The sequence below is a fragment of the Serratia sp. FDAARGOS_506 genome (assembly GCF_003812745.1).
Classification (GTDB): domain Bacteria; phylum Pseudomonadota; class Gammaproteobacteria; order Enterobacterales; family Enterobacteriaceae; genus Serratia.
In genome coordinates, this window is record NZ_CP033831.1 from 1578885 (window position 1) to 1603082 (window position 24198).

The following is a 24198-nucleotide window of genomic DNA, read 5'->3' on the forward strand; positions in this document are numbered from 1 at the left end:
CGGTGTTTAAGCCGCGCCGTTCGGCTGCGGCGTGGGATCGCCGTTGCGGCGTTTGCCGAGGAACAGCGCCACCAGCGTCAGCCAGCACAGGCCGCTGATGAGATTGAACAGGTTGAACAGCCCGCTGCCGCCCCAGACGTAGGCGACCTTGGCCAGCTCGATGCCGACGGTGAACACCATCATGCTCAGCATACCCATGGTGGCCGACACCGTGCCCTTGCTGACGTTGCTGGAGAACAGCGTCAGGCGGTACAGCCCGGCGTTGGCGAGGCCAATCCCGAAGGCGTACAGGCTCAGGCCGGCGGTCATCCACAGGTAGGCGTGGCTGGAGAACTGGGTTGCCAGCGCGGCGATCAGCAACCCCAGCAGCATCGGGCCTGCGCCCAGCTTGATCAAGCGCTCCACGCTGTTTTTGCCGGTCAGGCGCGCCAGCGTCAGGTTGCCGAGGATCAGCGCACCGAACACCGGGATTTGCAGCAGGCCGTAATCCAGCGTCGACAGCGACTCACCGCTGATCAGGATCACCGGCGACTGGGCTATCCAGGCCAGCAGCGGCAGGCTGGCGAAACCGATCGCCAGGGCGCCGCACAGGAAGCGGCGATTGCCCAGCACCTGGCGGTAGTCGCGCCACAGGTTGGCGGCGGAAAACGCCTCGCCCTGCAGCGTGGCGGTTTCCGGCATGGCTTTCCACAGGCCGTAGAAGGCGATGGCCGCCAGCGCGGCGAACAGCACGAACATGCTCTGCCACGGTGCGACGTGGATCAGCGCCGCGCCGGCCAGCGGCCCGAGCAGCGGGGCGATCAGCGCCACGTTGGCCATCAGCGCAGTGATCTTGATGCACACCGATTCTTCAAACGACTCCTGGATGGTGGCGTAGCCGACGGCGCCGATAAAGCACAGGCCGATGCCCTGCAGGAAACGCATGGCGATGAACTGCTCGATGGTGGTGACCAGCAGGATCGCCAAACAGGCGACGATAAAGAAGGCCACCCCGGCCAGCATCACCGGGCGGCGGCCGCGGCGATCCGACAGCGGCCCGAGCAGCCACTGCAGGAAGATGCCGCCGGCCAGATAGGCGGTCATCGAGGTGGGCACCCACTCTTCACCGGCGTTGAAATCCGCCACGACGGCGAGCATGCCCGGCTGAATCATATCGTTGCCAATATAGGTGGCGAACTCGAACAGCACCAGACAAAGAGGGAATAAAAGCGCCTGTCGGCCCAAGCGTGCCGCAGGTGGTAATGTCGTTTTCATATTATTGTACTGATAGTAAAAGAGAAAAAGGAACTGCCAGGGCGGGAAGCGCAAACTGAGCGAGTTGTGGCGGCTATTTTGCCGCCAATTGTTCACCTTCGCAATCATAAGGTGTTGTTTAAGTGCATTCTGATATTTCGCTTTTGGGTTGTCGCCGAACGTCGTGCCCGTTAACCTCTTCTTAACATATCAATGTGACACAAGATCGGGCGAGCGTTTGAGCGAGAAAATCGGCTGGATAGACAATCTGAGAGCGATGGCGTGCATGATGGTGGTGATGATCCACGCCACCACCTATTACGTCACCAACGGCACGGCGATAGGGCTGCACAACTGGGATATCGCCAACGTGCTGAACTCGCTGTCGCGCGTGTCGGTGCCGCTGTTCTTCATGATTTCCGGCTACCTGTTCTTCGGCGAAAAGAGCGCCGGTCGGCGGCATTTCACCCGCATCGCCTGCTGCATTCTGTTCTACAGCGTCATCGCGCTGATCTACATCGCAGTCTTTACCAAGATCGGTTTTTGGCCGTCGCTGCGCGGCATCCTGCAAAAGCCGGTGTTCTACCACCTGTGGTTTTTCTATGCCATTGCGGTGATTTACCTGTTGTCGCCGCTGATCAGCGTCAAGCCGGTGTCGCGCCGTTACCTGGCCGCCGCGCTGGTGGTGTTGGCGGTGCTCGCCAACCCGAGTACCGACAAACTGACCCTCGGTAACGCGCACCTGTTGCCGGTTAACCTGTATATCTACGGCGATACTTTCTACTACCTGTTGTACGCGTTGGCCGGACGGGCGATTGGCATGATGGAGGCGCGCGGGCACGCCGTGGGCTGGCTGGCGGCGCTGGGGTTTGCGCTGTGCGTGGCGCTGATCGCGCGCGGCACCAAGCATCAGCTGTTCATCAACGGCAACTTCGCCGATACCTACTACATCTACAGCGGCCCACTGGTGTTTATGGCGGCGGTTGCGCTACTGGTGTGGGTGAAACACTGTTTGCCGCAGCCGATCGGCTGGCTGAGCGTGTTCTCCCGCCATTCGCTGGCTATCTACGGTTTTCACGCTCTTATCGTCAATGTGATGCGCAGCCGGCATCTGGATTTCACCGGCCACCCGCTGCTGGATATCTTCTGGGTGTTCGGCGTGGCGCTGGGGATCAGCCTGCTGTTGTCAATCGGCCTGCAGCGGCTGGATACCCGCCGGCTGGTGTCATAGCGGCGAGCGCCGGCGCTGCTGGGCGCGGCGCAGCTGCCGCCCGGAAGAAAAACCGGCCGCCAACGCGGCCTTCTCCAACCCATACCCTTGCTGCAGGCGCTGTTGCGCCACCGCCAACCGCAGCTGTTCATGATACTCCCGCACGCTGATGCCGACGTGGCTGCGAAACAGCCGCGCCAGGTGCCGGCTGCTGACGTGCGCTTTTTCCGCCACCTGCGATACCGACCACTCGGCCTCCGGCTCGGCGGCCAGCACGTCCTGCGCGCGGTGCACCGCCGGGTGCAGGTGGTTGCGGTAGCGCAACCAGGGCGACAGTTGCGGATCGTCGCCGGCGCGGCGGAAATAGACCACCATGTCGCGGGCGACGTCGCGCGCCCGGCTGGAGCCGCAGTGGTGGTGGACCAGGTGCAGCGCCAAATCGATACCGGTGGTGATGCCCGCGCTGGTGTAGACGCCGCGATCCTCAACGAAGATGCGGTTCTCTTTCACCTGCGCCGCCGGCGCCTGCCGGCGGATACGTTCGATGACGTCGTGGTGGGTGGTGCATTGATAGCCGTCGAGCAGCCCGGCCTGCGCCGCCAGCAGCGCGCCGGAGCAGATGCAGACCAGGGTGATGCGCTGCCGCTGCAAATCGGGCCGCAGCGTCGCCAGCCAGCGACGCGCCTGCTCGGCCTCTTCCCCGGCGAAATAGCGCTGCGAATCGCCGACGCCCGGCAGCACCAGGATGGCGCCGTCTTCCAGGCGTTCAGGCAACGGCTGCAGGCCGCTCAGCGTCATGCCGATGGAGCAGACGATCTGCGGCGCCGGGCTGAGATAACGCAGGGTGAACTGCCCTGCGAGGCGCAGGGTTTCTGCCGGGCCGCTGACGTCCAGCGACAACACGTTGGGCAACAGCAGAAAATAGACGGCCTGCGGCATGATTACTCCTGTGCGAGTTGCGCCAGCGCCTCATCTACGCTGGCGATGCGGGCGAAACGATCGACCAGTACGGTTTCAGTATGCCGCTTCAACTGCGCGGGGGTAAAGGTTTCACCGTCGGGGTGACGCATCGGGAAGGTCAGCGTCGCCTCGGTGACGAAAGTCACCCGATAACCGAGATCTGACGCCACCCGGGTGGTGGTTTCGCAACACTGTTCGGTACGGATGCCGGAGACGATCAGGTGGTTGATATCCCGCTCGCGCAGCCAGGCGTCGAGGCCGGATTCGGTCAGCGCATTGTGCACATGCTTATGCACGGTGATATCCGCCTGGTGGGTGAGGAACGGCAGGCGCTTCACGTGGCCTGATGCCAGCGAGAACGGCCCCTGCGGCGAAATGTGCAGCACATCGACCAGCGCCGCGCCGCGTTGCCGGCAGCCCGCGATCAGGCGCGTCAGCGCCTGTTGGAACGCCGGCAGATCGTCCTCCTGCCAGAATGGACGGTGCTGGAATGATTGCTGGACATCGATGATCAATAACGCGCTCTGTGACATTTTCGGCCCTCCGCCAGTGTGTGTAGCGACCATCTTGCGCCGCTTTATACCCCGACAGAAGGCCAAAAACGGCCATCATGATGACAGCAGCGGACCGACCTTAGGCTTTGGTCACCTGGCCGGCCACCAGGCGCCCCTGATGGAAGGTGGCACTGCGCGCCGGCAGACGGGCGACCGCCTCGGCGGAACAGCTGGCGTTGACCAGCACGAACTCGGCGGCGTCGCCGGCTTTCGGCCAGGCGCGTTGCCCCTTATTGTCCAGCGGCAGCACACCGCCGGTGGCGATGGCCATGGCGCGCGACAGATGATACTCGTCGGAGCCACGGTACAGCTGGGCGTACAGGTTGGCCTTCTCCAGGATGTCGCCGGTGCCGAACGGCGACCAGTGGTCGATCACGCTGTCGGTGCCGGTCATCACAAATACCCCTTTCTCGCTGAGCTGCGGCAGCGGCATCATCAGGCCGCCGATCGGCACCGTGGAGGCGATGGTGATCTGCTGCGCCGCCAGCCGGGTGGCGGTTTCCGCCAGTTCACTCGGCGTCAGCGTGGTCAGGGCGAACGCGTGGCTGATGGTGACCTTGCCGCGCAGCGCCGGATTTTTTTCCACGGTGGCGATCATGTAGTTGATGGCGGCGACCCCGGCCGGGCTGGTCTCATGCAGGTGGATATCCACGCCTTTTCCGGTATCGAGGGCGATCTGGAACATGGCGTCCAGCGATTTCTCCATCGCGCCGTCGACGTTGGTCGGATCGAGCCCGCCGACGTACTGCACGCCCATCTGCATCGCTTCGCGCATCAGCGCATCGACGTTGGAGTGCAACAGGCCGTGCTGCGGGAAGGCGACGATTTCACAGCTGAAATCCGCCCGGTGGTTTTCCAGCGCGCGCTGCAGGTGCTCCAGGCTTTTCAGGCCGCTGACCGGATCGATATTGCAGTGGCTACGCGCCACGGTGCTGCCTTTGGACTGCAGCAGGGCGATCAGGTTTTCCGCCCGCTGCTGCGAGGTGGGCAGCAGTTTCGGGATCAGCGTCTGCTCCAGCGCAATCATGTCCATGATGGTCTTGCCCTGGCGCGGGCGCGGCGCTTGCCACGGGCCGCTGTAGAAGGTTTTGTCCAGGTGGATGTGCATGTCGCGGAACGCCGGCAGCAGCAGTTGACCCTGCGCCTTATAGCGGGGTAAACCGGCGGGCAGGGAGGCGTTGGCGGCGTGAATGGCGGCTATCTTGCCGTCTTTGATCTCGAGTGTGTACAGCGCAGTGCGGGTGCCGATCACCGTTTCGCCGTCGTATTCAAAGCCGTCTTCCAGCCGCACCTCGCTCAGGCAGTAGTGGCGATCGGTCAGTGTCATCGGTGCGGGCGCGCACTGCCCGTCGCCCGGTGACGCGGCCTGCGCCATACCGCCCGTCAGGCCGATCACCGCGCAGGCGGTGGTAAGTTTGCCGGTTTGGCTGAGGAAGGCTCTGCGGCCCGGTTGTTGAGGGTTTTCCACGTTCGGTTCCTTAATCCAGAGGTGAGGGGTGAAAACATCCCCCAATTTAGGAGAGGAACCGATCGGTTGGCAGCGACATTTGCCACTGGTGACTATTCGATTTGGTAATGACCCCCATCACATCAACGGCAGCAGGCAGCGGTACAGCTCGCGGAAAGTGCTGCGTTGTACGGCGTATTGCCGGTGGCGTTCGGCGTCCGGTGCATGCAGCTGCTCCAGCGGCAGTTCTGGCAACAGCTCGGCCAGCGGCCGCTGTGGATTGAGTGCGATCTGCGCCAGGCGCGCGGCCCCCAGCGCCGGGCCGACATCGCCGCCGGTACGGTATTCCAGCGTGTAGCCGCTGATGTCCGCCAACATCTGGCGCCAGAACGGGCTGCGTGCGCCACCGCCGATCAGCCGAATGGTGGTGGGTTGCAAACCGCCGGCGTGCAGCGCATCCATGCCGTCGGCGAGCGCGAAGCCAACGCCTTCCAGCACTGCGCGCGCCAGATCGTTTGGTCCGTGTTGGTGAGTGAGCCCCCAGAACGCGCCTTTGGCGTTGGGATTATTGTGCGGTGTGCGTTCGCCGGACAGATAAGGCAGGAACCACAGCGGCGCCGCCGCCGGTTCGGCCTGTTCGACGTTGTGCAGCAGCGTGGCGACGCTGTCGACGTTGGTCAGTTGGCAGACCCAGTCGAGGCAGGAGGCGGCGCTGAGCGTGACCGACATCAGATGCCAACTGTTCGGCAGCGCATGGCAGAAGCTGTGAACCGCTCCGGCCGGATTGCTGAGAAAGCCGTCGCTGACCGCGAAATACACGCCGGAGGTGCCGAGCGACAGCATCGCCTGCCCGGCCTGATACAACCCAACGCCAATGGCGCCGGCCGCGTTGTCGCCGCCGCCGGCCACCACCGGCACCGGCGGCATTCCCCAGCGTGTTGCCAGCTCGGTATGGATTTGACCGGTGATCTGGTTGCCTTCAAACAGCTGCGGCATCTGGCTGCGGCTCAGGCCGCAGGCGGCCAGCAGCTCGTCGTTCCAGTCGCGGCGTGCGACGTCCAGCCACAGGGTGCCGGCCGCATCGGACATGTCGCTGGCGAACTCGCCGGTGAGGCACCAACGCAGATAATCCTTGGGCAACAGCACTTTGTTGATGCGGCTGAACAGCTGCGGTTCGTGTTGTTTCACCCATAGCAGCTTCGGTGCGGTAAAACCGGGCATCATCAGGTTACCGGTGATCTGGCGTGAATGGGGCACGGCTTGTTCCAGCTCCCGGCACTGGGTGAAGCTGCGGCCGTCGTTCCACAGAATGGCCGGGCGCAGGATCTGCCCGCGTTCGTCCAATAACGTGGCGCCGTGCATCTGGCCACTCAAGCCGATGGCCTTGACCTGTTGCAGGCTGTGTTGCTTGCCCAGCGCCAGCATGGCGCGGTCGGTGGCGTGCCACCATGCCTGTGGCGCCTGTTCCGACCACAGCGGCTGCGGGCGTGAAATGGGCAGCGGCTCACTCTGGCTGGCGAGCAGCTGGCCCTGTTCGCCAAGCAGGATGGCCTTAACGCCGGAAGTGCCGAGATCGATGCCGATGTACATGATAGGGTTCCTTTAAAGCGCGGCGAGGGCGCGCCGCGCGCTTCAGTTAGCCGAACAGATAGCGATTCATCAGGTTTTCCAGACGCTCCTGGCGGCCGCTGACGTGTTGTGGCGCCAAGGCGCGGCGTTCAGCGTACTGCGCCAGCGTTTCCAGCGACAGCTTGCCCTGCAAGATTTGTTGGCCCAATTCACCGTTCCAGCCGGCGTAGCGCTGGGCAACCTGCTGGTGCAGCTGACCGTCGACGATCATTTTAGCCGCCACTTTCAATGCCAGCGCCATCGTATCCATCGCGCCGATATGACCATAGAACAGATCGTATTTGTCGGTGCTTTGGCGGCGCACTTTGGCGTCGAAGTTCAGGCCGCCGGTCGTGAAGCCGCCGGCTTTGAGGATCTCGAACATCACCAGCGCGTTTTCCTCCACGCTGTTCGGGAATTGGTCGGTGTCCCAGCCGAGCTGTGGATCGCCGCGGTTGGCATCGACCGAACCGAAAATGCCCAGCGCGATGGCGGTGGCGATCTCATGATGGAACGAGTGGCCGGCCAGCGTGGCGTGGTTGGCTTCGATGTTGACCTTAATTTCCTTTTCCAGCCCGAACTGCTTCAGGAAGCCGTAGACCGTGGCGACGTCGTAGTCATATTGGTGCTTGGTAGGCTCCTGGGGCTTGGGTTCTATCAGCAATGTGCCCTGGAAACCAATCTTATGCTTATGCTCCACCACCATCTGCATAAAACGGCCGATCTGTTCGCGCTCCTGGCGCAGATCGGTGTTCAGCAAGGTTTCATAGCCCTCACGCCCACCCCACAACACGTAGTTCTCTCCCCCCAGTTGGTGGGTGGCGTTCATGGCGGTGAAGACCTGCGTCGCCGCCCAGGCAAACACTTCCGGATCCGGATTGGTGGCGGCGCCTGCGCCATAGCGCGGGTGGCTGAAGCAGTTGGCGGTACCCCACAGCAGTTTCACGCCGCTGCTTTGCTGTTTTTCTGCCAGCACGTCGGTCATGGCCGCAAAGTTATTCAGATAGTCCTGTAGCGAAGCGCCTTCCGGCGCAACGTCGACGTCATGGAAGCAGTAGTAGGGCACGTTCAGCTTGTGGAAGAACTCGAACGCCACGTCGGCTTTGCGTTTCGCCAGCGCCAACGCATCGCCCGGCTGCTGCCAGGGGCGATCGAAAGCGCCCAGGCCGAACATGTCCGCACCATTCCAGCAGAAGGTGTGCCAGTAGCAGGCGGCGAAGCGCAGATGATCGGCCATGCGTTTGCCGAGCACCAGCTCGTCGGGATTGTAATGGCGAAAGGCCAGCGGGTTGTTGCTGTCGACGCCTTCGTAGCGGACCTGGTCAAGTTGATCAAAGTAGGACATGCGGGGTCTCCCTTATTTTAACGTATCGGCCGTTTGGGCCAGTAACTGAACCTGTTCTTCTTTTGCCAGCCGGGCGATGCCGAAGCCGGTAAATCCCCACAGCGTGGCGAAAAATATCCCGCTCCAGCACAGAATGGCCCAGGGCAGATAACTGAGCGTGGCGACACCCAGAGTACCCGCCATGTAAGCGCCGGCGGCCGTCCAGGGCAGAATGGGTTCAAAGATGGTGGCGGAGTCTTCAACGGTGCGGCTAAGGTTTTTCGGATGCAGACCGCGCTCAATGTAAGCGTTGCGCAGCATTTCAATCGGAATAAGAATCGAGATTTGGCCATTGCAGGTGACGCTGATCATCGTCAAACCGCAGGCCAGCGTAGCGAGGATCATGGTGCCGGTGGAATGCACCAGCTTCAGCAGGTTATGCACGATCACCTCCAATGCCCCGCTGAGCGCCAGGGTGCCGGCAAAGGAGAGCGCGCAGAAGCAGATCAGCAGCGTGCTCATCATGGAGTTCATGCCGCCGCGGTTGAGCAGGTTGCTCAACAGCGGGCTGACGTCTTTATTGGGCAACATGGCGACGTTGAAGCCGTCGACGGCGCTTTTCACCACGTCATGGAAAGCGAATCCCTGGATCCAGACGGCGTTCAGCATGGCCACCAATGCCGACACCAGCATTACCGGGATGGTGGGTTTTTTGGTGAAGGAGCCGTACAGCACGATGGCGATCGGCACCAGCAGCAGGAGGTTGAAGTGATAGATAGTGCTGAGCCCGTGAATAATGACCTGCACTTTATCTGGCATTGCCGCGCCGCTGAGATCGCCGTGCATGCCGTAGAACAGCATGACGGCTGCCGAAAGGAGCAGCGATGGCAGCGTAGTGTAGAGCAGGTGGCCGATGTGTTCGTACAAATCGACCTGAGCGGCCATTGCGGCCAGGTTGGTGTCGCCGGACAGCGGCGATAGTTTGTCGCCGAAATAGGCGCCTGCCACCACGGCGCCGGCGGTTGCCGCCAGGTTGGCTTCCATACCGATGGCAACGCCCATAAAAGCAACGCCGACCGTGCCGGCCGAGCCCCAGGAGGTACCGGTACAGACGGAAACCACCGAGGTGACCAACAGGGCGGTAACGTACAGCATCGCCGGATCGATGAGCTTCAGGCCATAATAAATCATCAGCGGAATGGTGCCGCCGGCCATCCAGGTGCCGATCAGCAGGCCAACACAGATCAGAATCAGTAAGGCGGGCATGGTTTTGGCGATCTTCTGGGAAATCGAGGCCAAAATAGCGCTGTAGCTGTGCCCCAGACGTTTGACCAACAGGGCAGCAATCACGGTGGAAAGCACCATCAGCGGTTCAGGCGGCAGATCGAAAGCGGCATAGCCGACGCCGAGCAACAGCACCATGGTGAGGATTGGCAGTAAGGATTCGACCAACGTGGGCGTTCTGGGTTTTATTATGCTGTTCATGGGTACTACTCCTGGTGTGCGTAGGGGAAAGTACTGACAATTCGGTGTAATGCTTCGATCAGCGTGGCCCGGGGCGTAGCGATATTGATACGGAAAAAGCCGTTGCCCGCTGCGCCGAAGCCGGATCCCCAACTCATTTCGACGCCGGCCAGGTTCAGGAACCAGTGTTTTAGTTGCGGTTCGGTCAGTCCGCTCGGCCGATAATCGACCCAGAGCATGTAGGTGCCCTCGCTGCGGGTGATTTGCCAGGCTGGGAACGCAGCGCGTAAGGTCTCTATCGCTAATGCCCGGTTTGCCGCCAGATAGCTTTTCAGCGCCAGCAGCCAGTCATCGCAGTCGCGATAGGCGGCCAAAAAAGCCGGTACGGCGTAATAGCCGGGATTGTGGATCCCGGCAGCGTCGAGGCAATGACAAAATTTTTCGCGATACTTATCATTAGCAATAATAATATTTGCTACCTCAAGGCCGGCCATATTAAACGTCTTGGCGGGAGAGGTGCAGATGAATGAATGTTGTTCGACGTAATGACTGAAAGTGGAAATGACCTGGTGTTGACGATTATTAAAAATAAAATCTGCGTGAACGTCGTCGGAAATAATAAAAACCTGATGTTTTTCAGCGAGTGCGGCTATTTTTTCTAATGACGCCGCATCCCATACCGTGCCGGTAGGGTTATGCGGCGATAAGAGAATGAAGCAGCATGCCCGCCGGAATTTGTCCTCAAGATCGACAAAATCTATGGCGTACCGACCATCGTGATAAACCAGTTCGCTCTCGAGCAACGTTCGCTGGTTTATCGTCACGGCGTGGCTGATTGGATGATAGGCCGGTGTCAGGCTGACGATGGCGTCGCCGGGTGCGGTAAAGTTTTGAATGTAAAGCGATACGGCCTGTATCACTCGCGGACAAAATACCGCATGGCGAGGATCTATCGTCCACCGATAATGGCGTGCCATCCAGCGTGCGACGGTGGTTTGCCAGTCATCACTGAGCAGCGTGTAACCGTAGATGCCTTTTTGCGTGCATAGTGAAAGCTCGCTTATTATTCTTTCTGGTAAAGGAATATCCATATCGGCAACGGAAAGCGGAATGGTGGCGTATTGCTGCGCGTGCTGTTCACCATTCCACTTTGCGCTGTAGGTTCCCGTGCGAGATATTAGTTTATCGAAATTAAAATGGCTCATCACATCGCCCTATTTAACGCATTTCATAATGATGGGGCTAAGGTAGCGCTATTTCAGCGCCGCTTTTATTCTGCATTTTGTTTTTATGATTATGAAAAATGCCTAACGTGATGACGCTCACAAATAAGAATGACAATGATCGGGGAATAATGGGGCATGCTGTAACCGAGCGCGATATGGGCGCGGGCGAATGGGTAAATTGAGGCTGGTATGTCTGAGAAACGTTACCGCATTACGTTGCTGTTCAACGCCAATAAAGTGTATGACCGTCAGGTGGTTGAAGGGGTTGGCGAGTATCTGCAGGCATCGCAGTGCGACTGGGACATTTTTATCGAAGAGGACTTTCGCTGCCGCATCGACAATATCCGAGAGTGGCTGGGGGACGGGGTGATCGCCGACTTTGACGATCGCGAGATTGAGCGGCTGTTGCATAACGTGCAGGTGCCGATCGTCGGCGTTGGCGGTTCTTATCATCGCGAGCAGGACTATCCGCCGGTGCACTATATCGCCACCGACAACCAGGCGTTGGTAGAAACGGCGTTTACACACCTCAAGGAGAAAGGCATCAATCGTTTCGCCTTTTACGGCATGCCGATTGAAGGCGGCAAACGCTGGGCGCAGGAGCGTGAGTACGCTTTCCGCCAGAGGGTGGCGGCGGAACAGTACCAGGGCGTGGTGTATCAGGGAATGGCGACCGCACCGGAGAACTGGCAGTATGCCCAGAACCGGCTGGCGGATTGGGTGCAGACGTTGCCGCAGCAGACTGGGATCATCGCGGTGACCGATGCGCGGGCACGCCACCTGTTGCAGGTGTGCGAGCATCTGGACATTGCCGTGCCGGAAAAGCTGTGCGTGATCGGCATCGACAATGAAGAGCTGACGCGTTACCTGTCGCGGGTTGCGCTCTCGTCAGTGGCTCAGGGTACCCGGCAGATGGGCTATCGCGCCGCCAAGCTGCTGCATCAGTTGCTCGATCGGCGCGATCTGCCGCTGCAGCGCATTCTGGTGCCGCCGGTGAAGGTGATTGAACGCCGCTCCACCGATTTTCGCTCGCTGCGCGATCCGGCGGTGATTCAGGCAATGCACTATATTCGCCACCATGCCTGCAAGGGCATCAAGGTAGAACAGGTACTGGATGCGGTGGGCATCTCGCGTTCCAATCTGGAAAAACGCTTCCGGGATGAGACCGGCCAAACCATCCATCATGTGATCCATCAGGAAAAGCTGGACCGCGCCCGTAATCTGCTGACGGCGACTTCGCTGACCATCAACGAAATTTCCCAGATGTGCGGCTATCCGTCGCTGCAGTACTTCTATTCGGTATTCAAAAAGGGCTATGACATGACGCCCAAAGAGTATCGGCAAAACCATGGCGAGAGCGGGTACTAGCCTGGCTCACTTCAACCCGCAAAACGCCGTTAGCCGCTGGGCCAGCGCCAGCGTGGCGGCGGGGGCACTGTCGCGGTAATAGAGCGCCAGTTCGAAGCTGTCGATCGGCGGCAATCCTTCGGCTACGCCCAGTACCCGATGCGTGGGCAGACGGCAGCCGGCCGGCAGCAGGGTGACGCCGAGACCGGCGGCGGAAGCGGCGGTCAGCGCCGCCAGGCTGGCGCTGCTGTAGCCGATGCGCCAGCGTTTGCCGAGGTTGTCGAGCGCCTGGCACAGCTCGTCGCGGTACAGGCCGCTCAGCGGGAACACCGCCAGCGGCACCGGCGATTGCTCGATGGCCGGGAAGGCCATGCTGTCCAGCCACAGCAGCGGTTCCGGCCGCGCAGCGCGCGGCGGTTGCTGGCGGCGCTGCTTCACCAGGATCAGATCCAGCTCTTCACGCGCGTAGGCGCTGTGCAGATCGGCGCTCAGGCCGCTGGCGACGTCCAGCCGCAGGTGCGGGTGCTCGCGGCTGAAGTCGGCCAGCAGCTCGGTGGTGGGTACGGCGAAATCCTCCGGCATGCCGATCCGCAGCACGCCGTCGCGCCAGATGCCGGTCAGCGCGTCGTGGGCTTCTTCATTCAGCGCGATGATGCGGCGCGCGTAGCTCAATAGCTTCACGCCTTCTTCGGTCAGCAGCACCTGATGCGAGGAGCGCTCAAACAATGGTTTGCCCAGCATCTCCTCCAGCCGGCGCACCTGCTGGCTGACGGTGGACTGCGACAAAAACACCCGCTCTGCGGCCCGGGTGAAGCTGTTGCTGTCGCATACGGCGACGAAGCTGAGCAGCAGCTGCGGATTGAACATCGGGTAGCGATTCATTTTCCCACTGTTGGCTATTTTATTATTTAATTTCCCAATACTAGCGGCGTTGCCTACAGTAACGCAACGCTGTGGCGACCACGTTGTGACGTCACGCTTTTCATCTCGTAGTACCAGGAATATGCCGTGTTAAATCATTCTGTTAATTCATCCTCCTCGCGCCGCTGGTTCAACCCCCTGCTGCTGGCGCTGGTGCTGATCGGCCTGAACATGCGGCCGCTGTTGACCTCGATCGGCCCGTTGCTGCCGACGCTGCGCCAGGCCACCGGGCTGAGCTTTGGCGGCGCGGCGCTGTTGACCACGTTGCCGGTGCTGATGATGGGCCTGATGGCGTTGGCGGGCGGCGCCATCAACCGGCTGTTCAGCGAACGCAGCGCCGTGGCGGTAAGTTTGTTGGCAATCGGGCTGGGCGCACTCTGGCGCGAGCTGGCCCCCGGCAGCGTGCAACTGCTGATGAGCGCGGTGCTGGGCGGGATCGGCATCGGGGTGATCCAGGCGGTAATGCCCGGCATTATCAAGCATCATTTCCTCAAGAGCATGGCGCTGGTGGCCGGGTTGTGGTCGGCGGCGCTGATGGGCGGTGGCGGGCTTGGCGCTGCGATCACCCCGTGGCTGATGAGCGTGGGGCATGACTGGCACAGCGCGCTGGCCTGGTGGGCATTGCCGGCTCTGGTGGCGCTGCTGGCCTGGTGGCCGGTCAGTCGTGGGCTGTCTCGCCTGGGCGCCGCGGGGGAAAATCGCGGGCCAAGCCTGCTGCGTAACCGGCGAGCCTGGTTGCTCGGCGCCTATTTCGGTCTGATCAACGGCGGCTATACCAGCCTGATCGCCTGGCTGCCGCCGTATTACATGCAGCTCGGCTGGCAGCCGCAGGCCAGCGGTTCGCTGCTGGCGCTGATGACCTTCGGCCAGGTCGTAGGCGCGCTGCTGCTGCCGGCGCTGGCGCGCAATCATGACCGACGGCCTTTGCTGCTGCTGGCGCTGATGATGCAACTGATCGGCTTTATCGGCCTGATTTACCTGCCGCAGATGCTGCCGTGGCTGTGGGTGCTGCTTTCCGGGCTGGGGCTGGGCGGCGCATTCCCGCTGTGCCTGGTGCTGGCGCTCGATCACCTGCACCAGCCGGCGGCGGCCGGGCGACTGGTGGCCTTTATGCAGGGCGTCGGCTTCCTGTTGGCGGGCGTGACGCCCTACCTTTCCGGCCTGCTGCGCGACTACAGCGGCGGCTTCGTGCTGGACTGGCAGATCCACGCGCTGCTGGTGGTGGTGCTGATCGCCATCACCTGGCGCTTCCATCCGCACAGCTACCGGCGGGCGTTCGCCGAATAATATTTCTGTCATTGCCGCTCCCTATAGTGACGTTGCTTTTACTTCTGGGCGATAACAACGAAAAGGGACAATGACATGCACAACACCAAAACCCGGCTGGCGCTGCTGGTCGGCTGCATGGCGCTGAGCGCCAACCTGTGGGCCGAGGCGCAGCCGGTGCAGGCGACGCTGGCCGGGCATGCGCTGCTGCCGGTGAAATCCGCCGTTTCCACACCGAAAGACGCGCCGAGCGATCTGCAGCAGAGCGGTAAGTACACCAGCGGCAAACGCGTCACCGAACTGGGCAGCGTGGCGGGCAAATCCGCCGATCGCCTGACCGGCCTCGGCCTGCCGATCGACGGCCAGCCGCTGCAGGGCCACTCCGGCATCAAACACATGCCCGACGGCACCTACTGGGTGCTGACCGACAATGGCTTCGGCAGCAAGGCCAACTCGCCGGACGCCATGCTGTATCTCAATCACTACAAGATCGATTTCAAAGACGGCACGGTCGCGCCGCTGAAGACGGTTTTCCTGCACGATCCGGATAAAAAGGTGCCGTTCCACATCATCAATGAGAGTACCGAGAAGCGCTATCTGACCGGCAGCGATTTCGATCCGGAAAGCTTCCAGTTTGCCGACGATGCCTTATGGATCGGTGAAGAGTTTGGACCTTACCTGATCAAGGCCGACCTGAACGGCAAAGTGCTGGCGGTGTTCGACACCCTGGTGGACGGCAAAGTAGTGAAATCGCCGGACAACCCGACGCTGACCCTGCCGGGCGCGCCGGACGGCAAGCAGAACTTCCAGGTGGCGCGCTCCAAAGGCTTTGAAGGCATGGCCGCCTCGCCGGACGGCAGCAAGCTGTACCCGCTGCTGGAAGGGGCGCTGTGGGACGGCGAGCAGTTCGAGAACGTCGGCGGCAAACGCTACCTGCGGGTGCTGGAGTTCGACGTGAAACAGCAGGCCTGGACCGGCCGCAGTTGGCAGTACGTGCTGGAAGACAACCAGAACGCCATCGGCGACTTCAACATGATCGACGCCACCCACGGGTTGGTGATCGAGCGTGACAACGGTGAAGGAACGCCGGATAAAGCCTGTGCCGCCGGCGCGCCGACCGACAACTGCTTCAGCCAGGTAGCCAAGTTTAAGCGGGTATATAAAATTGCGTTTTCCGATGCCAACGTCGGTAAACCGGTCGAGAAACTGGCCTATATCGACCTGATGAACATCCAGGATCCGAACAAGCTGGCGCGCAAGCCGCTGAACGACGGCGTGCTGACCTTCCCGTTCTTCACCATCGAGAACGTGGACGTGGTGGACGCCAACCACATCATCGTCGGCAACGACAACAACTTCCCGTTCTCCTCCAGCCGCCAGCCCAATATGGCGGATGACAACGAGTTCATCCTGCTGGACGTGAAGGATTTCCTGAAGTAGCGCTCCCCGGCCGCCGGCTTCCCGGTCGGCGGCCGCACGATTTCCCGCTTAGCGCTAGGGACAAACTGCGCTATAATCAGCGCCTTGCTTCTCCCTTCTCCAAGGAAGATCCTCGTCCCCGGTGGGGCGGCCGGACTTCAAATCCGGTTGGGGCCGCCAGCGGTCCTGGGCAGGTTCGACTCCTGTGATCTTCCGCCAAATTACTGTTTCCCTCACTTTCTTAAATTCAACAAAATCCTATCCAAGCGAGTCAGCTTGCAGACATTTTTTTGGGAAAATAACCGTTGTTCGAGTAATGAGCTTTGATGTGGTTCTCTGGCATACTGAGCAAATTACAGCGTTGTAAGTCAGATTAAAACGGAGGCGACATGACAGACAAGCACTTAACCCAATCACCGGCAGGTGAGTTTGTTATGTTTGCCAGCGATGACGGCGAAGTGCGCGTTGAATGTCGTTTTGAGCAGGAAACGCTGTGGTTGCCCCAGGCGACCATCGCGAATCTTTATCAAGTGACTCCCCAGGCGATTACGCAGCACATCAAAGCGATCTACGAAGAAGCGGAACTTGAACAAAACGCAACCTGTAAGTCTTACTTACAGGTTCAGCAGGAAGGGGCCCGTCAGGTAAGTCGCAATATCCTGCACTATAGCCTGCCCGTGATTCTTGCCGTCGGTTATCGTGTTCGTTCGCCTCGTGGCACCCAATTTCGCCAGTGGGCGACCCAAACTCTTCAGGAATACCTGATCAAAGGCTTCGTGATGGATGACGAGCGTCTTAAAAATCCGCCCGTGGGTTCATCCGCTGTACCTGATTACTTTGATGAGATGCTGGAGCGCATCCGTGATATCCGTGCCAGTGAGCGTCGGGTTTATTTGCGGGTAAGGGAGATCTTCGCATTAGCCGCCGACTATCAGCCGTCACTTAAAGAGACAACGTTGTTTTTCCAAACTATCCAAAACAAGCTGCATTTTGCCTGCACCGGCCACACCGCTGCTGAACTCATCCATCAGCGGGCTGACGCCAACCAGCCCCATATGGGCTTGAGCAGCTATAAGGGCGAGGAGGTACGCAAAAGCGACGTAACGGTGGCGAAAAATTACCTCAATCAGGACGAAGTCAGCGAACTCAACCGCGTGGTCAACATGTGGTTGGATTTCGCTGAAGATCAGGCGCGCCGCCGTCAACAGGTGTTCCTTCGTGACTGGCAGGATAAGCTGGATCAGTTTCTGCAATTTAACGACCGTGACGTTCTGCAAGGGGCTGGCACGGTCAGTAAGAAAGCAGCAGATGAAAAAGCGCAGGCTGAATACGTCCAGTATGCCGAGCAGCAGCGCCGTTTAAAAGAAGCGGCGGGGGAACAGGATATCGCCGGTTTACTGCAGTGGAAAACAGACACCAAAAAGCGGCCATAAAGCCCCTTAAACCCCACAAGCAAAATCATTTGGGGGCATAATAGGGGGCATGGTTCAAAATCGAAATTGATAAAACTGAGTAAATTCAACTTAATTGGCCATCAAATGCGACTCCTGTGCTCGCCATTTTCCTATGCTGAACGATACGGCTATCTTTAATGCAATGAGCCGGCTCGGCCGTGCGCGCATCCTTCGGAGGTCAACATGCGAAGTCTGGAAGATCAACTCGCCGCTTATGCCGTCTACCACCGCGATGCGCGCAATATCGCCACGCACTTCATCGGCATTCCGTTGATCGTCGTCAGCCTGCTGGCGCTGCTCTCCCGGCCGGCGTGGGGCGCGGGAGGGCTGCCGTTTTCGCCGGCTTGCGCGGTGGTGATCGTCGCGGCGCTCTATTACCTGCGGTTGAATCTGCGCCTTGGCGTCATGATGCTGGCGTTACTGCTGCTGTGCCTCGTGTTCGGCGCCTGGGTGGCGTCGCTGTCGACGGCGGCGTGGCTGAGCGTCGGCATCGGCGGTTTCGTCATCGGCTGGCTGTTTCAGTTTGTCGGGCATTTCTGGGAGGGGAGAAAACCGGCGTTTATGGACGATGTGACGGGTCTTATCATCGGCCCGCTGTTCGTGCTGGCGGAAGCCTGCTTCCTGGCCGGCGGGCTGCGCGAACTGCAGCGGAACATTGAAATGCGCTCGGGCAAAGTGCGCAATGGGAGGGCATGAGATGGCCCTAATTTCCACGGTGATGGACGCCGATATTCGCCCCTCCCGCCGCACTTTTAACAAATTTGCAAAAGTCTTTTAGCCTCCCGCCTGCTTATCTTTGTTGTGATCAATGTCATACTTTCGGCATCTTAACTGTTCCCGCGCTTCGGCAGCGGTAAACCGGAGTTGTTGCATGAAAGTGAATTATCCCTTGTTAGCGCTGGCGGTGGGGGCGTTCGGCATTGGCACCACCGAATTCTCACCCATGGGCTTGCTGCCGACCATCGCCAAAGGGGTGGATGTCTCCATTCCGATGGCCGGCATGTTGATCAGCGCTTACGCCGTCGGCGTGATGGTCGGCGCGCCGCTGATGACGCTGCTGCTGTCTCACCGGGCGCGCAGAAGCGCGCTGATTTTCCTGATGGCGATTTTTACCCTGGGCAACGTGCTGTCGGCAATTGCACCTGACTACACCACCCTGATGCTGTCGCGCATCATCACCAGCCTGAACCACGGCGCGTTCTTTGGCCTTGGATCGGTGGTGGCCGCCAGCGTGGTGCCGAAGGAGAAACAGGCCAGCGCCGTGGCGACCATGTTTATGGGGCTGACCATCGCCAATATCGGCGGAGTGCCCGCCGCCACCTGGCTGGGTGAAACCATCGGCTGGCGCATGTCGTTCTTGGCGACGGCTGGGCTGGGCGTGATCGCCATGCTGGGGCTGTGGTTCTCGTTGCCGCAAGGCAGCGCCGGGGCACGCCCTGACGTCAAGCGCGAGCTGTCGGTGCTGGTGCGGCCGCAGGTGCTGACCGCGCTGCTGACTACCGTGCTGGGGGCGGGCGCGATGTTCACGCTCTATACCTATATTTCGCCGGTATTGCAGCACATCACCGAGGCGACGCCGCTGTTCGTGACGACCATGCTGGTGTTGATCGGCGTCGGTTTCTCCATCGGCAACTACCTCGGCGGCAAGTTCGCTGACCGTTCCGAGAGCGCGACGCTGAAGGGCTTCTTGTTGCTGCTGGTAGCCATCATGCTGCTGATCCCGCTGCTGGCGCGCAGTGACATCGGCGCTGCGGTGAGCATGGTGATTTGGGGCGCGGCGACCTTTGCCGTGGTGCCGCCGCTGCAGATGCGCGTGATGCGCGTGGCCAGCGAAGCGCCGGGGCTGTCGTCCTCGGTCAACATCGGCGCTTTCAACCTGGGCAACGCGCTGGGCGCCGCCGCCGGTGGCGCGGTGGTCTCCGCCGGGTTGGGCTACAGCTTCGTGCCGGTAATGGGGGCGATTATCGCCGGCTTGGCGCTGCTGTTGGTGTTGTTCACCAGCCGCAGCGCGGCCAAAGTCGTGTACGCCAACGGCTAAATGCGCGGGTGCGGCGGGCCAGCTCGCCGCCTCTACTCAAAGCCGAGCAGGCTGAACGCATCGTCCTGCGGGGCGTAACCCAGCAGGCGACGGGTTTCTTCCAGCGATAAACGCGTGTAGCGGTTATTGGAAACTCCGTGCACCACCGCATATTGCACCCCTTCGACGCGAATGCAGCGCTCCAGCAGATCGGCGGCGTCGCGATGGCTGAGAAACGCGCTCATATCGCGGGCGCTGAGCCGATCCCCTGGGCTCAGGCTGGTGAAGTTGGCGATGCGCACCGACAGGGCGGAAAGCCCTTCCTGATGGGCGAAGTAGGCGGCGATGCCTTCGCCGAAGGCTTTGCTGGCGCCGTACAGGTTTTTCGGTTTCGGCGCGTCATCCGGGCGGATTTGATAGTCGAGCGGATAGCCTTCCACCGCCTGCGCGCTGCTGGCGAACACCACCCGGCGACAGCCGGCGTCTTTCGCCGCGCGGAAGATATTGAAGGTGCCGAGAATGTTGTTGTCCATCAACGAGCCGCAGAAGTCGGCGTCGGGGGAGGGATCGGCCGCCAGGTGCAACACGGTGTCGATATTGGCGCAGGCCGCCCGGCAGGCGTCGAGATCGGCGATGTTGAAGCTGATGACTTCGTCGCCGGACTGCAGATCGCTCAGTAGGTTGATGTCTCGTTCCGCCAGGCGCAGTGCGTAGCGATCGCCCATTGCCTGACGAAACGCCGTGGCTACCCGGCCGCCGGCGCCGGTGATCAGAATCCGTCCCAATTCAGTCCGCAACGTCATGGTCGCTGTCATCCCTACAATCATTAGGTGTTGACCAGTAATAATCGCCAGCGTGACTTTTGTCCAGTTGTTTTAATTAGTAATGCTGATGTTTCTATCGCCATCTTCAATTGCGCACGGTGATTTTTGCGCGGGTGAATATCGTGGAATGTTAACGATATCCCATCAGGTTTGGCGATTTATTTGCTTTATGGCTTGCGGGTTGTGGCTCGGTAACGGTGATTGGCAGTGGGTAAATGAGCGCTTTGCTTTAGCTTAATAGTGAATTATTAGGTTAGTTAATCTTATGTTTTTTGCGTGGCGCGATACTCTCCCGCTCCTCTCTTTCGCCTGCGCGATATATCACCGCAGCGGCAAAGCCGATAGAGGGTAACAGGCTTTATCTGGTGCCTCCGGATGGTTTTGCCCGTCGGATCACAGTTCGACAATTTGCCGGCACAAAGCCTTGCCCCGACAAAATCCGCGGTGTTAACGTCATAACTCAACCGATTTAGGGTTGTTACTGCTACGGCAGGCAAAACCTAAACCTCGCGTTTCTGATCCCCGATGGGGCAGAGGCCGCGAGGTTTAGGTTTTTTTTTGCGCCGAATTCCGCCTCAGCGCCAGGCCAGTGCGGGGAAGGGAGCGGCAGAACGCGAAGTCTAAGGATAACCGTATGAAATATGACACATTAGCCAGTGAGATTTTGGCCGGCGTCGGTGGCCGCGACAATGTGAAAAGCCTGGTGCACTGCGCCACCCGCCTGCGCTTCAAGCTGCGTGACGACAGTCGTGCCAACGCGGCAGCCCTTAAGAAAAACCCCGGCGTCATCATGGTGGTGGAGAGCGGCGGCCAGTTCCAGGTGGTGGTGGGCAACCACGTGGCGGAGGTGTTCGACGCGGTCAACCGGGTTGGCGGATTGGCCGAGGGTGCGCCGGGCGACGACGCGGGTGGCAAAAAAGACAATCTGCTCAGCCGCTTTATCGATCTGGTGTCCGGTATCTTCACCCCGCTGCTCGGGGTGATGGCTGCTTCGGGGATCCTGAAAGGGTTCCTGGCGCTGAGCCTGGCCTGCGGTTGGCTGCTGGAGAGCGGCGGCACCTTCAAAATGCTGTTCGCCGCCAGCGACTCGCTGTTCTACTTCTTCCCGATCATGCTCGGCTACACCGCCGGGAAAAAATTCGGCGGCAACCCCTTCGTCACCATGGCGATCGGCGGCGCGTTGACGCATCCGCTGATGATGGCGGCATTCGAAGCGGCACAGCAGCCGGGGGCGGTGCGCGAATACTTCTTCGGCATTCCGCTGACCTTCATCAACTACAGTTCATCGGTGATCCCGATCATCTTCGCGGCCTGGGTATCCTGCCGCCTGGAGCCGCTGTTTAACCGGGTGATCCATAGCGCGCTGCGCAATTTCATTACGCCGCTGTTGTGCCTGGCGATCACCGTGCCGTTGACCTTCCTGCTGATCGGCCCGGCGGCGACCTGGCTCAGCCACCTGCTGGCCAACGGCTATCAGAGCATTTACGCCTTTAACCCGATCATCGCCGGCGCCTTTATGGGGGCGATGTGGCAGGTGTGCGTGATCTTCGGCCTGCATTGGGGATTAGTGCCGTTGATGATCAACAACCTGAGCGTGCTGGGGCGCGACACCATGGTGCCGCTGCTGTTGCCGGCGGTGATGGGGCAGGTCGGCGCCACGCTGGGCGTGATGCTGCGCACCCGCGACACCAAGCTGCGGGCGCTGTCCGCTTCGGCCATCGGCGCCGGGATTTTCGGCATCACCGAGCCGGCGGTGTACGGCGTTACGCTGCCGAACAAACGCCCGTTCATCTTCGGCTGCATCGGCGGCGCGCTTGGCGGTGCGGTGATCGGCTACTTCCATACCTCGGTCTACTCGTTCGGCCTGGTAAGCGTATTCACCTTCGCGCAGATCATCCCCGGCGGCGGCATCGACGCCACGGTATGGGGCGCGATCGGCGGCACCCTGCTGTCGTTCGTGTTCGCCGCGCTGGCCAGTTACCTGTTCGGCGTTGCGCCGGCGGAAGACGCGGCGCAGCCTGAAGCCGCCGCGCCGCTTAACCGCAAGCAGGCCATCCTCAGTCCGATCGCCGGCGACATCGTGCCGCTGGATCAGGTGAGCGACGCGACCTTCGCCAGCGGTCTGTTGGGGAAAGGCGTAGCGATCGCGCCGCAGCAGGGGCGCGTGGTGGCGCCGGTGAGCGGCAGCGTGGCGTCGCTGTTCAAAACCAAACACGCCATCGGTATCGAATCGGACGACGGCGCGGAGATTCTCATCCACGTCGGCATCGATACCGTGAAGCTGGACGGGGCACATTTCACTGCCCACGTGCGGGAAGGCGAGCGGGTCGCTCCGGGCGATCTGCTGATCGAGTTCGACCAGGCGGCGATCCAGGCCGCCGGCTATGACACCACCACGCCGATCATCATCAGCAACAGCGATGACTACGTGGACGTGTTGACCAGCGGCCTGTCTCCGGTGCAGGAACAGGCGCCGCTGCTGACTTTATTACGTTAATTGAGGAGCAAGCGATGAACGGCAAGTTTCCGCAACATTTTCTGTGGGGCGGCGCGGTAGCGGCGAACCAGGTAGAAGGCGCATATCAGGCCGACGGCAAGGGGTTGTCGACCTCCGATCTGCAGCCGCAGGGCATCTTCGGCGCCATTACGCCGCGCACGGCGGGCGACAGCGGCATCAAGGACGTAGCGATCGATTTCTATCACCGCTATCCGGAGGACATCGCGCTGTTCGCCGAAATGGGCTTCAAGTGTCTACGTACCTCGATCGCCTGGACGCGCATTTTCCCGCAGGGTGACGAGGAGGCGCCGAACGAAGCCGGGCTGGCGTTTTACGATCGGCTGTTCGACGAGATGGCGAAGTATGGCATTCAGCCGCTGATCACGCTGTCGCACTATGAGATGCCTTACGGCCTGGTGAAGCACTACGGCGGTTGGGGCGATCGGCGCACCATCGATTTCTTCGAGCGCTATGCGCGCACCGTGTTCGAACGCTACAAGCACAAGGTCAAACACTGGCTGACCTTCAACGAAATCAACATGTCGCTGCACGCGCCCTTCACCGGCGTCGGCCTGCCGCAGGAGAGCGACAAGAGCGCCATCTATCAGGCGATCCATCATCAGCTGGTGGCCAGCGCCAGAGCGGTGAAGGCCTGTCACGAGATCGTGCCGGAGGGCAAAATCGGCAACATGCTGCTGGGCGGCATTCTGTATCCGCTGAGCTGCAAGCCGGAAGATCTGCTGGAAACTCAGCGGCAAAACCGCGACTGGTTGTTCTTCGGCGACGTGCAGGCGCGCGGCTATTACCCGGCCTACATGCAGCGCTTCTTCCGTGAAAACGGTATCCAGGTGACGATCACCGAGGAAGATCGGCAAACGCTGCGCGAAACCATCGACTTCATCTCGTTCAGCTACTACATGAGCGGCTGCGTCACCGCCGACCCGGCGCAGTATGAAACGGCGCGTGGCAACATCCTCGATATGGTGCCGAACCCGCATCTGGCCAGCTCGGAGTGGGGGTGGCAAATCGATCCGATCGGGCTGCGCTACCTGCTCAACGTGCTGTACGACCGCTATCAGAAGCCGCTGTTCATCGTCGAGAACGGGCTGGGCGCCAAAGATCGCGTCGAGGCCGACGGCAGCATCCACGACGACTACCGCATTAACTACCTCAATGACCATCTGGTGCAGGTGGCGGAAGCGATCGACGACGGCGTCGAGGTGCTGGGCTACACCAGCTGGGGGCCGATCGATCTGGTCAGCGCCTCGAAGGCGGAAATGTCGAAGCGCTACGGCTTCATTCACGTCGACAGGGACGACGCCGGCAACGGTAGCCTTGAGCGCCGCCGCAAGAAGAGTTTCTACTGGTATCGCGATGTGATCCACAGCAACGGCGCCAGCCTGAAAGACCGGCGCTAACCTCTAAGC

19 protein-coding genes and 1 tRNA gene are annotated in these 24198 nt (G+C 60.7%); 10 read left to right on the forward strand and 10 right to left on the reverse strand.

Annotated features, from left to right (window positions below; translation table 11 throughout):
• Nucleotides 1–6: 6 nt before the first annotated feature.
• Entirely contained in the window at nucleotides 7–1254 is a 1248-nt protein-coding gene (locus EGY12_RS07745) for an MFS transporter (RefSeq protein WP_049202603.1), read from the reverse strand.
• A gap of 217 nt (nucleotides 1255–1471) precedes the next feature.
• On the opposite strand from EGY12_RS07745, the gene EGY12_RS07750 reads away from it, so the two are divergent.
• Nucleotides 1472–2464: an acyltransferase gene (locus EGY12_RS07750; protein WP_123893051.1), complete on the forward strand. Its 993-nt coding sequence runs from the start codon at nucleotides 1472–1474 to the stop codon at nucleotides 2462–2464.
• Here EGY12_RS07750 and EGY12_RS07755 read toward each other — a convergent pair.
• The 7 genes from EGY12_RS07755 to EGY12_RS07785 all read right to left on the reverse strand — a co-directional run bounded on the left by EGY12_RS07755 (nucleotide 2459) and on the right by EGY12_RS07785 (nucleotide 11005).
• The gene (locus EGY12_RS07755; protein ID WP_123893052.1) at nucleotides 2459–3382 is read right to left on the reverse strand and encodes a GlxA family transcriptional regulator; all 924 of its coding nucleotides are present in this window, start codon (nucleotides 3380–3382) and stop codon (nucleotides 2459–2461) included. The genes EGY12_RS07750 and EGY12_RS07755 overlap by 6 nt on opposite strands.
• A 2-nt stretch (nucleotides 3383–3384) precedes the next feature.
• A complete protein-coding gene (locus EGY12_RS07760; RefSeq protein ID WP_123893053.1) occupies nucleotides 3385–3936 on the reverse strand; it encodes an isochorismatase family protein in 552 nt (183 codons plus the stop codon).
• A 100-nt stretch (nucleotides 3937–4036) separates the two neighbouring features.
• Complete coding sequence (locus EGY12_RS07765; protein ID WP_123893054.1) at nucleotides 4037–5425, reverse strand: amidohydrolase family protein; 1389 nt, start codon at nucleotides 5423–5425, stop codon at nucleotides 4037–4039.
• A 117-nt stretch (nucleotides 5426–5542) separates the two neighbouring features.
• The gene (gene xylB, locus EGY12_RS07770; protein ID WP_123893055.1) at nucleotides 5543–6994 is read right to left on the reverse strand and encodes a xylulokinase; all 1452 of its coding nucleotides are present in this window, start codon (nucleotides 6992–6994) and stop codon (nucleotides 5543–5545) included.
• A gap of 46 nt (nucleotides 6995–7040) precedes the next feature.
• Nucleotides 7041–8357, reverse strand: a complete 1317-nt coding sequence (gene xylA / locus EGY12_RS07775; protein ID WP_049202583.1) for a xylose isomerase — start codon at nucleotides 8355–8357, stop codon at nucleotides 7041–7043.
• A 12-nt stretch (nucleotides 8358–8369) separates the two neighbouring features.
• Nucleotides 8370–9821, reverse strand: a complete 1452-nt coding sequence (nhaC, locus tag EGY12_RS07780; RefSeq protein WP_123893056.1) for a Na+/H+ antiporter NhaC — start codon at nucleotides 9819–9821, stop codon at nucleotides 8370–8372.
• A 5-nt stretch (nucleotides 9822–9826) separates the two neighbouring features.
• Complete coding sequence (locus EGY12_RS07785; RefSeq protein WP_123893057.1) at nucleotides 9827–11005, reverse strand: MalY/PatB family protein; 1179 nt, start codon at nucleotides 11003–11005, stop codon at nucleotides 9827–9829.
• A gap of 210 nt (nucleotides 11006–11215) precedes the next feature.
• Between EGY12_RS07785 and xylR the strand changes: the two genes are divergently transcribed.
• Nucleotides 11216–12394, forward strand: a complete 1179-nt coding sequence (gene xylR / locus EGY12_RS07790) for a D-xylose utilization transcriptional activator XylR (protein ID WP_049274343.1) — start codon at nucleotides 11216–11218, stop codon at nucleotides 12392–12394.
• Nucleotides 12395–12400: 6 nt separating this feature from the next.
• Here the strand turns inward: xylR and EGY12_RS07795 are convergent, their stop codons facing one another.
• Nucleotides 12401–13255, reverse strand: a complete 855-nt coding sequence (locus EGY12_RS07795; protein WP_123893058.1) for a LysR family transcriptional regulator — start codon at nucleotides 13253–13255, stop codon at nucleotides 12401–12403.
• Between the two features lie 126 nt (nucleotides 13256–13381).
• Between EGY12_RS07795 and EGY12_RS07800 the strand changes: the two genes are divergently transcribed.
• The 6 genes from EGY12_RS07800 (at nucleotide 13382) to EGY12_RS07820 (ending at nucleotide 19471) form a co-directional block, all read left to right on the forward strand.
• Entirely contained in the window at nucleotides 13382–14581 is a 1200-nt protein-coding gene (locus EGY12_RS07800) for a cyanate transporter (protein ID WP_123893059.1), read from the forward strand.
• Nucleotides 14582–14656: 75 nt separating this feature from the next.
• The gene (locus EGY12_RS07805) at nucleotides 14657–16000 is read left to right on the forward strand and encodes an esterase-like activity of phytase family protein (RefSeq protein WP_123893060.1); all 1344 of its coding nucleotides are present in this window, start codon (nucleotides 14657–14659) and stop codon (nucleotides 15998–16000) included.
• Between the two features lie 103 nt (nucleotides 16001–16103).
• A tRNA-Sec gene (locus EGY12_RS23325) sits at nucleotides 16104–16198 on the forward strand.
• 170 nt (nucleotides 16199–16368) lie between these two features.
• Nucleotides 16369–17412, forward strand: a complete 1044-nt coding sequence (locus tag EGY12_RS07810; protein ID WP_123893061.1) for a virulence RhuM family protein — start codon at nucleotides 16369–16371, stop codon at nucleotides 17410–17412.
• Between the two features lie 204 nt (nucleotides 17413–17616).
• Nucleotides 17617–18129, forward strand: coding sequence for a DUF962 domain-containing protein (locus EGY12_RS07815; protein WP_123893062.1), 513 nt, complete (start codon nucleotides 17617–17619; stop codon nucleotides 18127–18129).
• A 175-nt stretch (nucleotides 18130–18304) separates the two neighbouring features.
• Nucleotides 18305–19471: an MFS transporter gene (locus tag EGY12_RS07820; protein ID WP_123893063.1), complete on the forward strand. Its 1167-nt coding sequence runs from the start codon at nucleotides 18305–18307 to the stop codon at nucleotides 19469–19471.
• Nucleotides 19472–19503: 32 nt separating this feature from the next.
• Here EGY12_RS07820 and EGY12_RS07825 read toward each other — a convergent pair whose 3' ends face one another.
• The gene (locus EGY12_RS07825) at nucleotides 19504–20253 is read right to left on the reverse strand and encodes an NAD(P)-dependent oxidoreductase (protein WP_123893064.1); all 750 of its coding nucleotides are present in this window, start codon (nucleotides 20251–20253) and stop codon (nucleotides 19504–19506) included.
• 655 nt (nucleotides 20254–20908) lie between these two features.
• On the opposite strand from EGY12_RS07825, the gene bglF reads away from it, so the two are divergent.
• The gene (gene bglF, locus EGY12_RS07830) at nucleotides 20909–22771 is read left to right on the forward strand and encodes a PTS beta-glucoside transporter subunit IIABC (RefSeq protein ID WP_123893065.1); all 1863 of its coding nucleotides are present in this window, start codon (nucleotides 20909–20911) and stop codon (nucleotides 22769–22771) included.
• Nucleotides 22772–22785: 14 nt separating this feature from the next.
• A complete protein-coding gene (locus EGY12_RS07835) occupies nucleotides 22786–24189 on the forward strand; it encodes a glycoside hydrolase family 1 protein (protein ID WP_123893066.1) in 1404 nt (467 codons plus the stop codon).
• The last annotated feature ends 9 nt before the right edge of the window (nucleotides 24190–24198 follow it).

Bases quoted from the DNA above. Each gene is read 5' to 3' on its own strand.
- EGY12_RS07825 (WP_123893064.1), bottom strand. From the start codon at position 20,253: ATGACGTTGCGGACTGAATTGGGACGGATTCTGATCACCGGCGCCGGC.
- EGY12_RS07810 (WP_123893061.1), top strand. From the start codon at position 16,369: ATGACAGACAAGCACTTAACCCAATCACCGGCAGGTGAGTTTGTTATG.
- EGY12_RS07820 (WP_123893063.1), top strand. From the start codon at position 18,305: ATGAAAGTGAATTATCCCTTGTTAGCGCTGGCGGTGGGGGCGTTCGGC.
- EGY12_RS07760 (WP_123893053.1), bottom strand. From the start codon at position 3,936: ATGTCACAGAGCGCGTTATTGATCATCGATGTCCAGCAATCATTCCAG.
- nhaC (WP_123893056.1), bottom strand. From the start codon at position 9,821: ATGAACAGCATAATAAAACCCAGAACGCCCACGTTGGTCGAATCCTTA.
- EGY12_RS07785 (WP_123893057.1), bottom strand. From the start codon at position 11,005: ATGAGCCATTTTAATTTCGATAAACTAATATCTCGCACGGGAACCTAC.
- EGY12_RS07805 (WP_123893060.1), top strand. From the start codon at position 14,657: ATGCACAACACCAAAACCCGGCTGGCGCTGCTGGTCGGCTGCATGGCG.
- xylA (WP_049202583.1), bottom strand. From the start codon at position 8,357: ATGTCCTACTTTGATCAACTTGACCAGGTCCGCTACGAAGGCGTCGAC.
- xylB (WP_123893055.1), bottom strand. From the start codon at position 6,994: ATGTACATCGGCATCGATCTCGGCACTTCCGGCGTTAAGGCCATCCTG.
- EGY12_RS07745 (WP_049202603.1), bottom strand. From the start codon at position 1,254: ATGAAAACGACATTACCACCTGCGGCACGCTTGGGCCGACAGGCGCTT.
- EGY12_RS07755 (WP_123893052.1), bottom strand. From the start codon at position 3,382: ATGCCGCAGGCCGTCTATTTTCTGCTGTTGCCCAACGTGTTGTCGCTG.
- bglF (WP_123893065.1), top strand. From the start codon at position 20,909: ATGAAATATGACACATTAGCCAGTGAGATTTTGGCCGGCGTCGGTGGC.
- xylR (WP_049274343.1), top strand. From the start codon at position 11,216: ATGTCTGAGAAACGTTACCGCATTACGTTGCTGTTCAACGCCAATAAA.
- EGY12_RS07795 (WP_123893058.1), bottom strand. From the start codon at position 13,255: ATGAATCGCTACCCGATGTTCAATCCGCAGCTGCTGCTCAGCTTCGTC.
- EGY12_RS07835 (WP_123893066.1), top strand. From the start codon at position 22,786: ATGAACGGCAAGTTTCCGCAACATTTTCTGTGGGGCGGCGCGGTAGCG.
- EGY12_RS07815 (WP_123893062.1), top strand. From the start codon at position 17,617: ATGCGAAGTCTGGAAGATCAACTCGCCGCTTATGCCGTCTACCACCGC.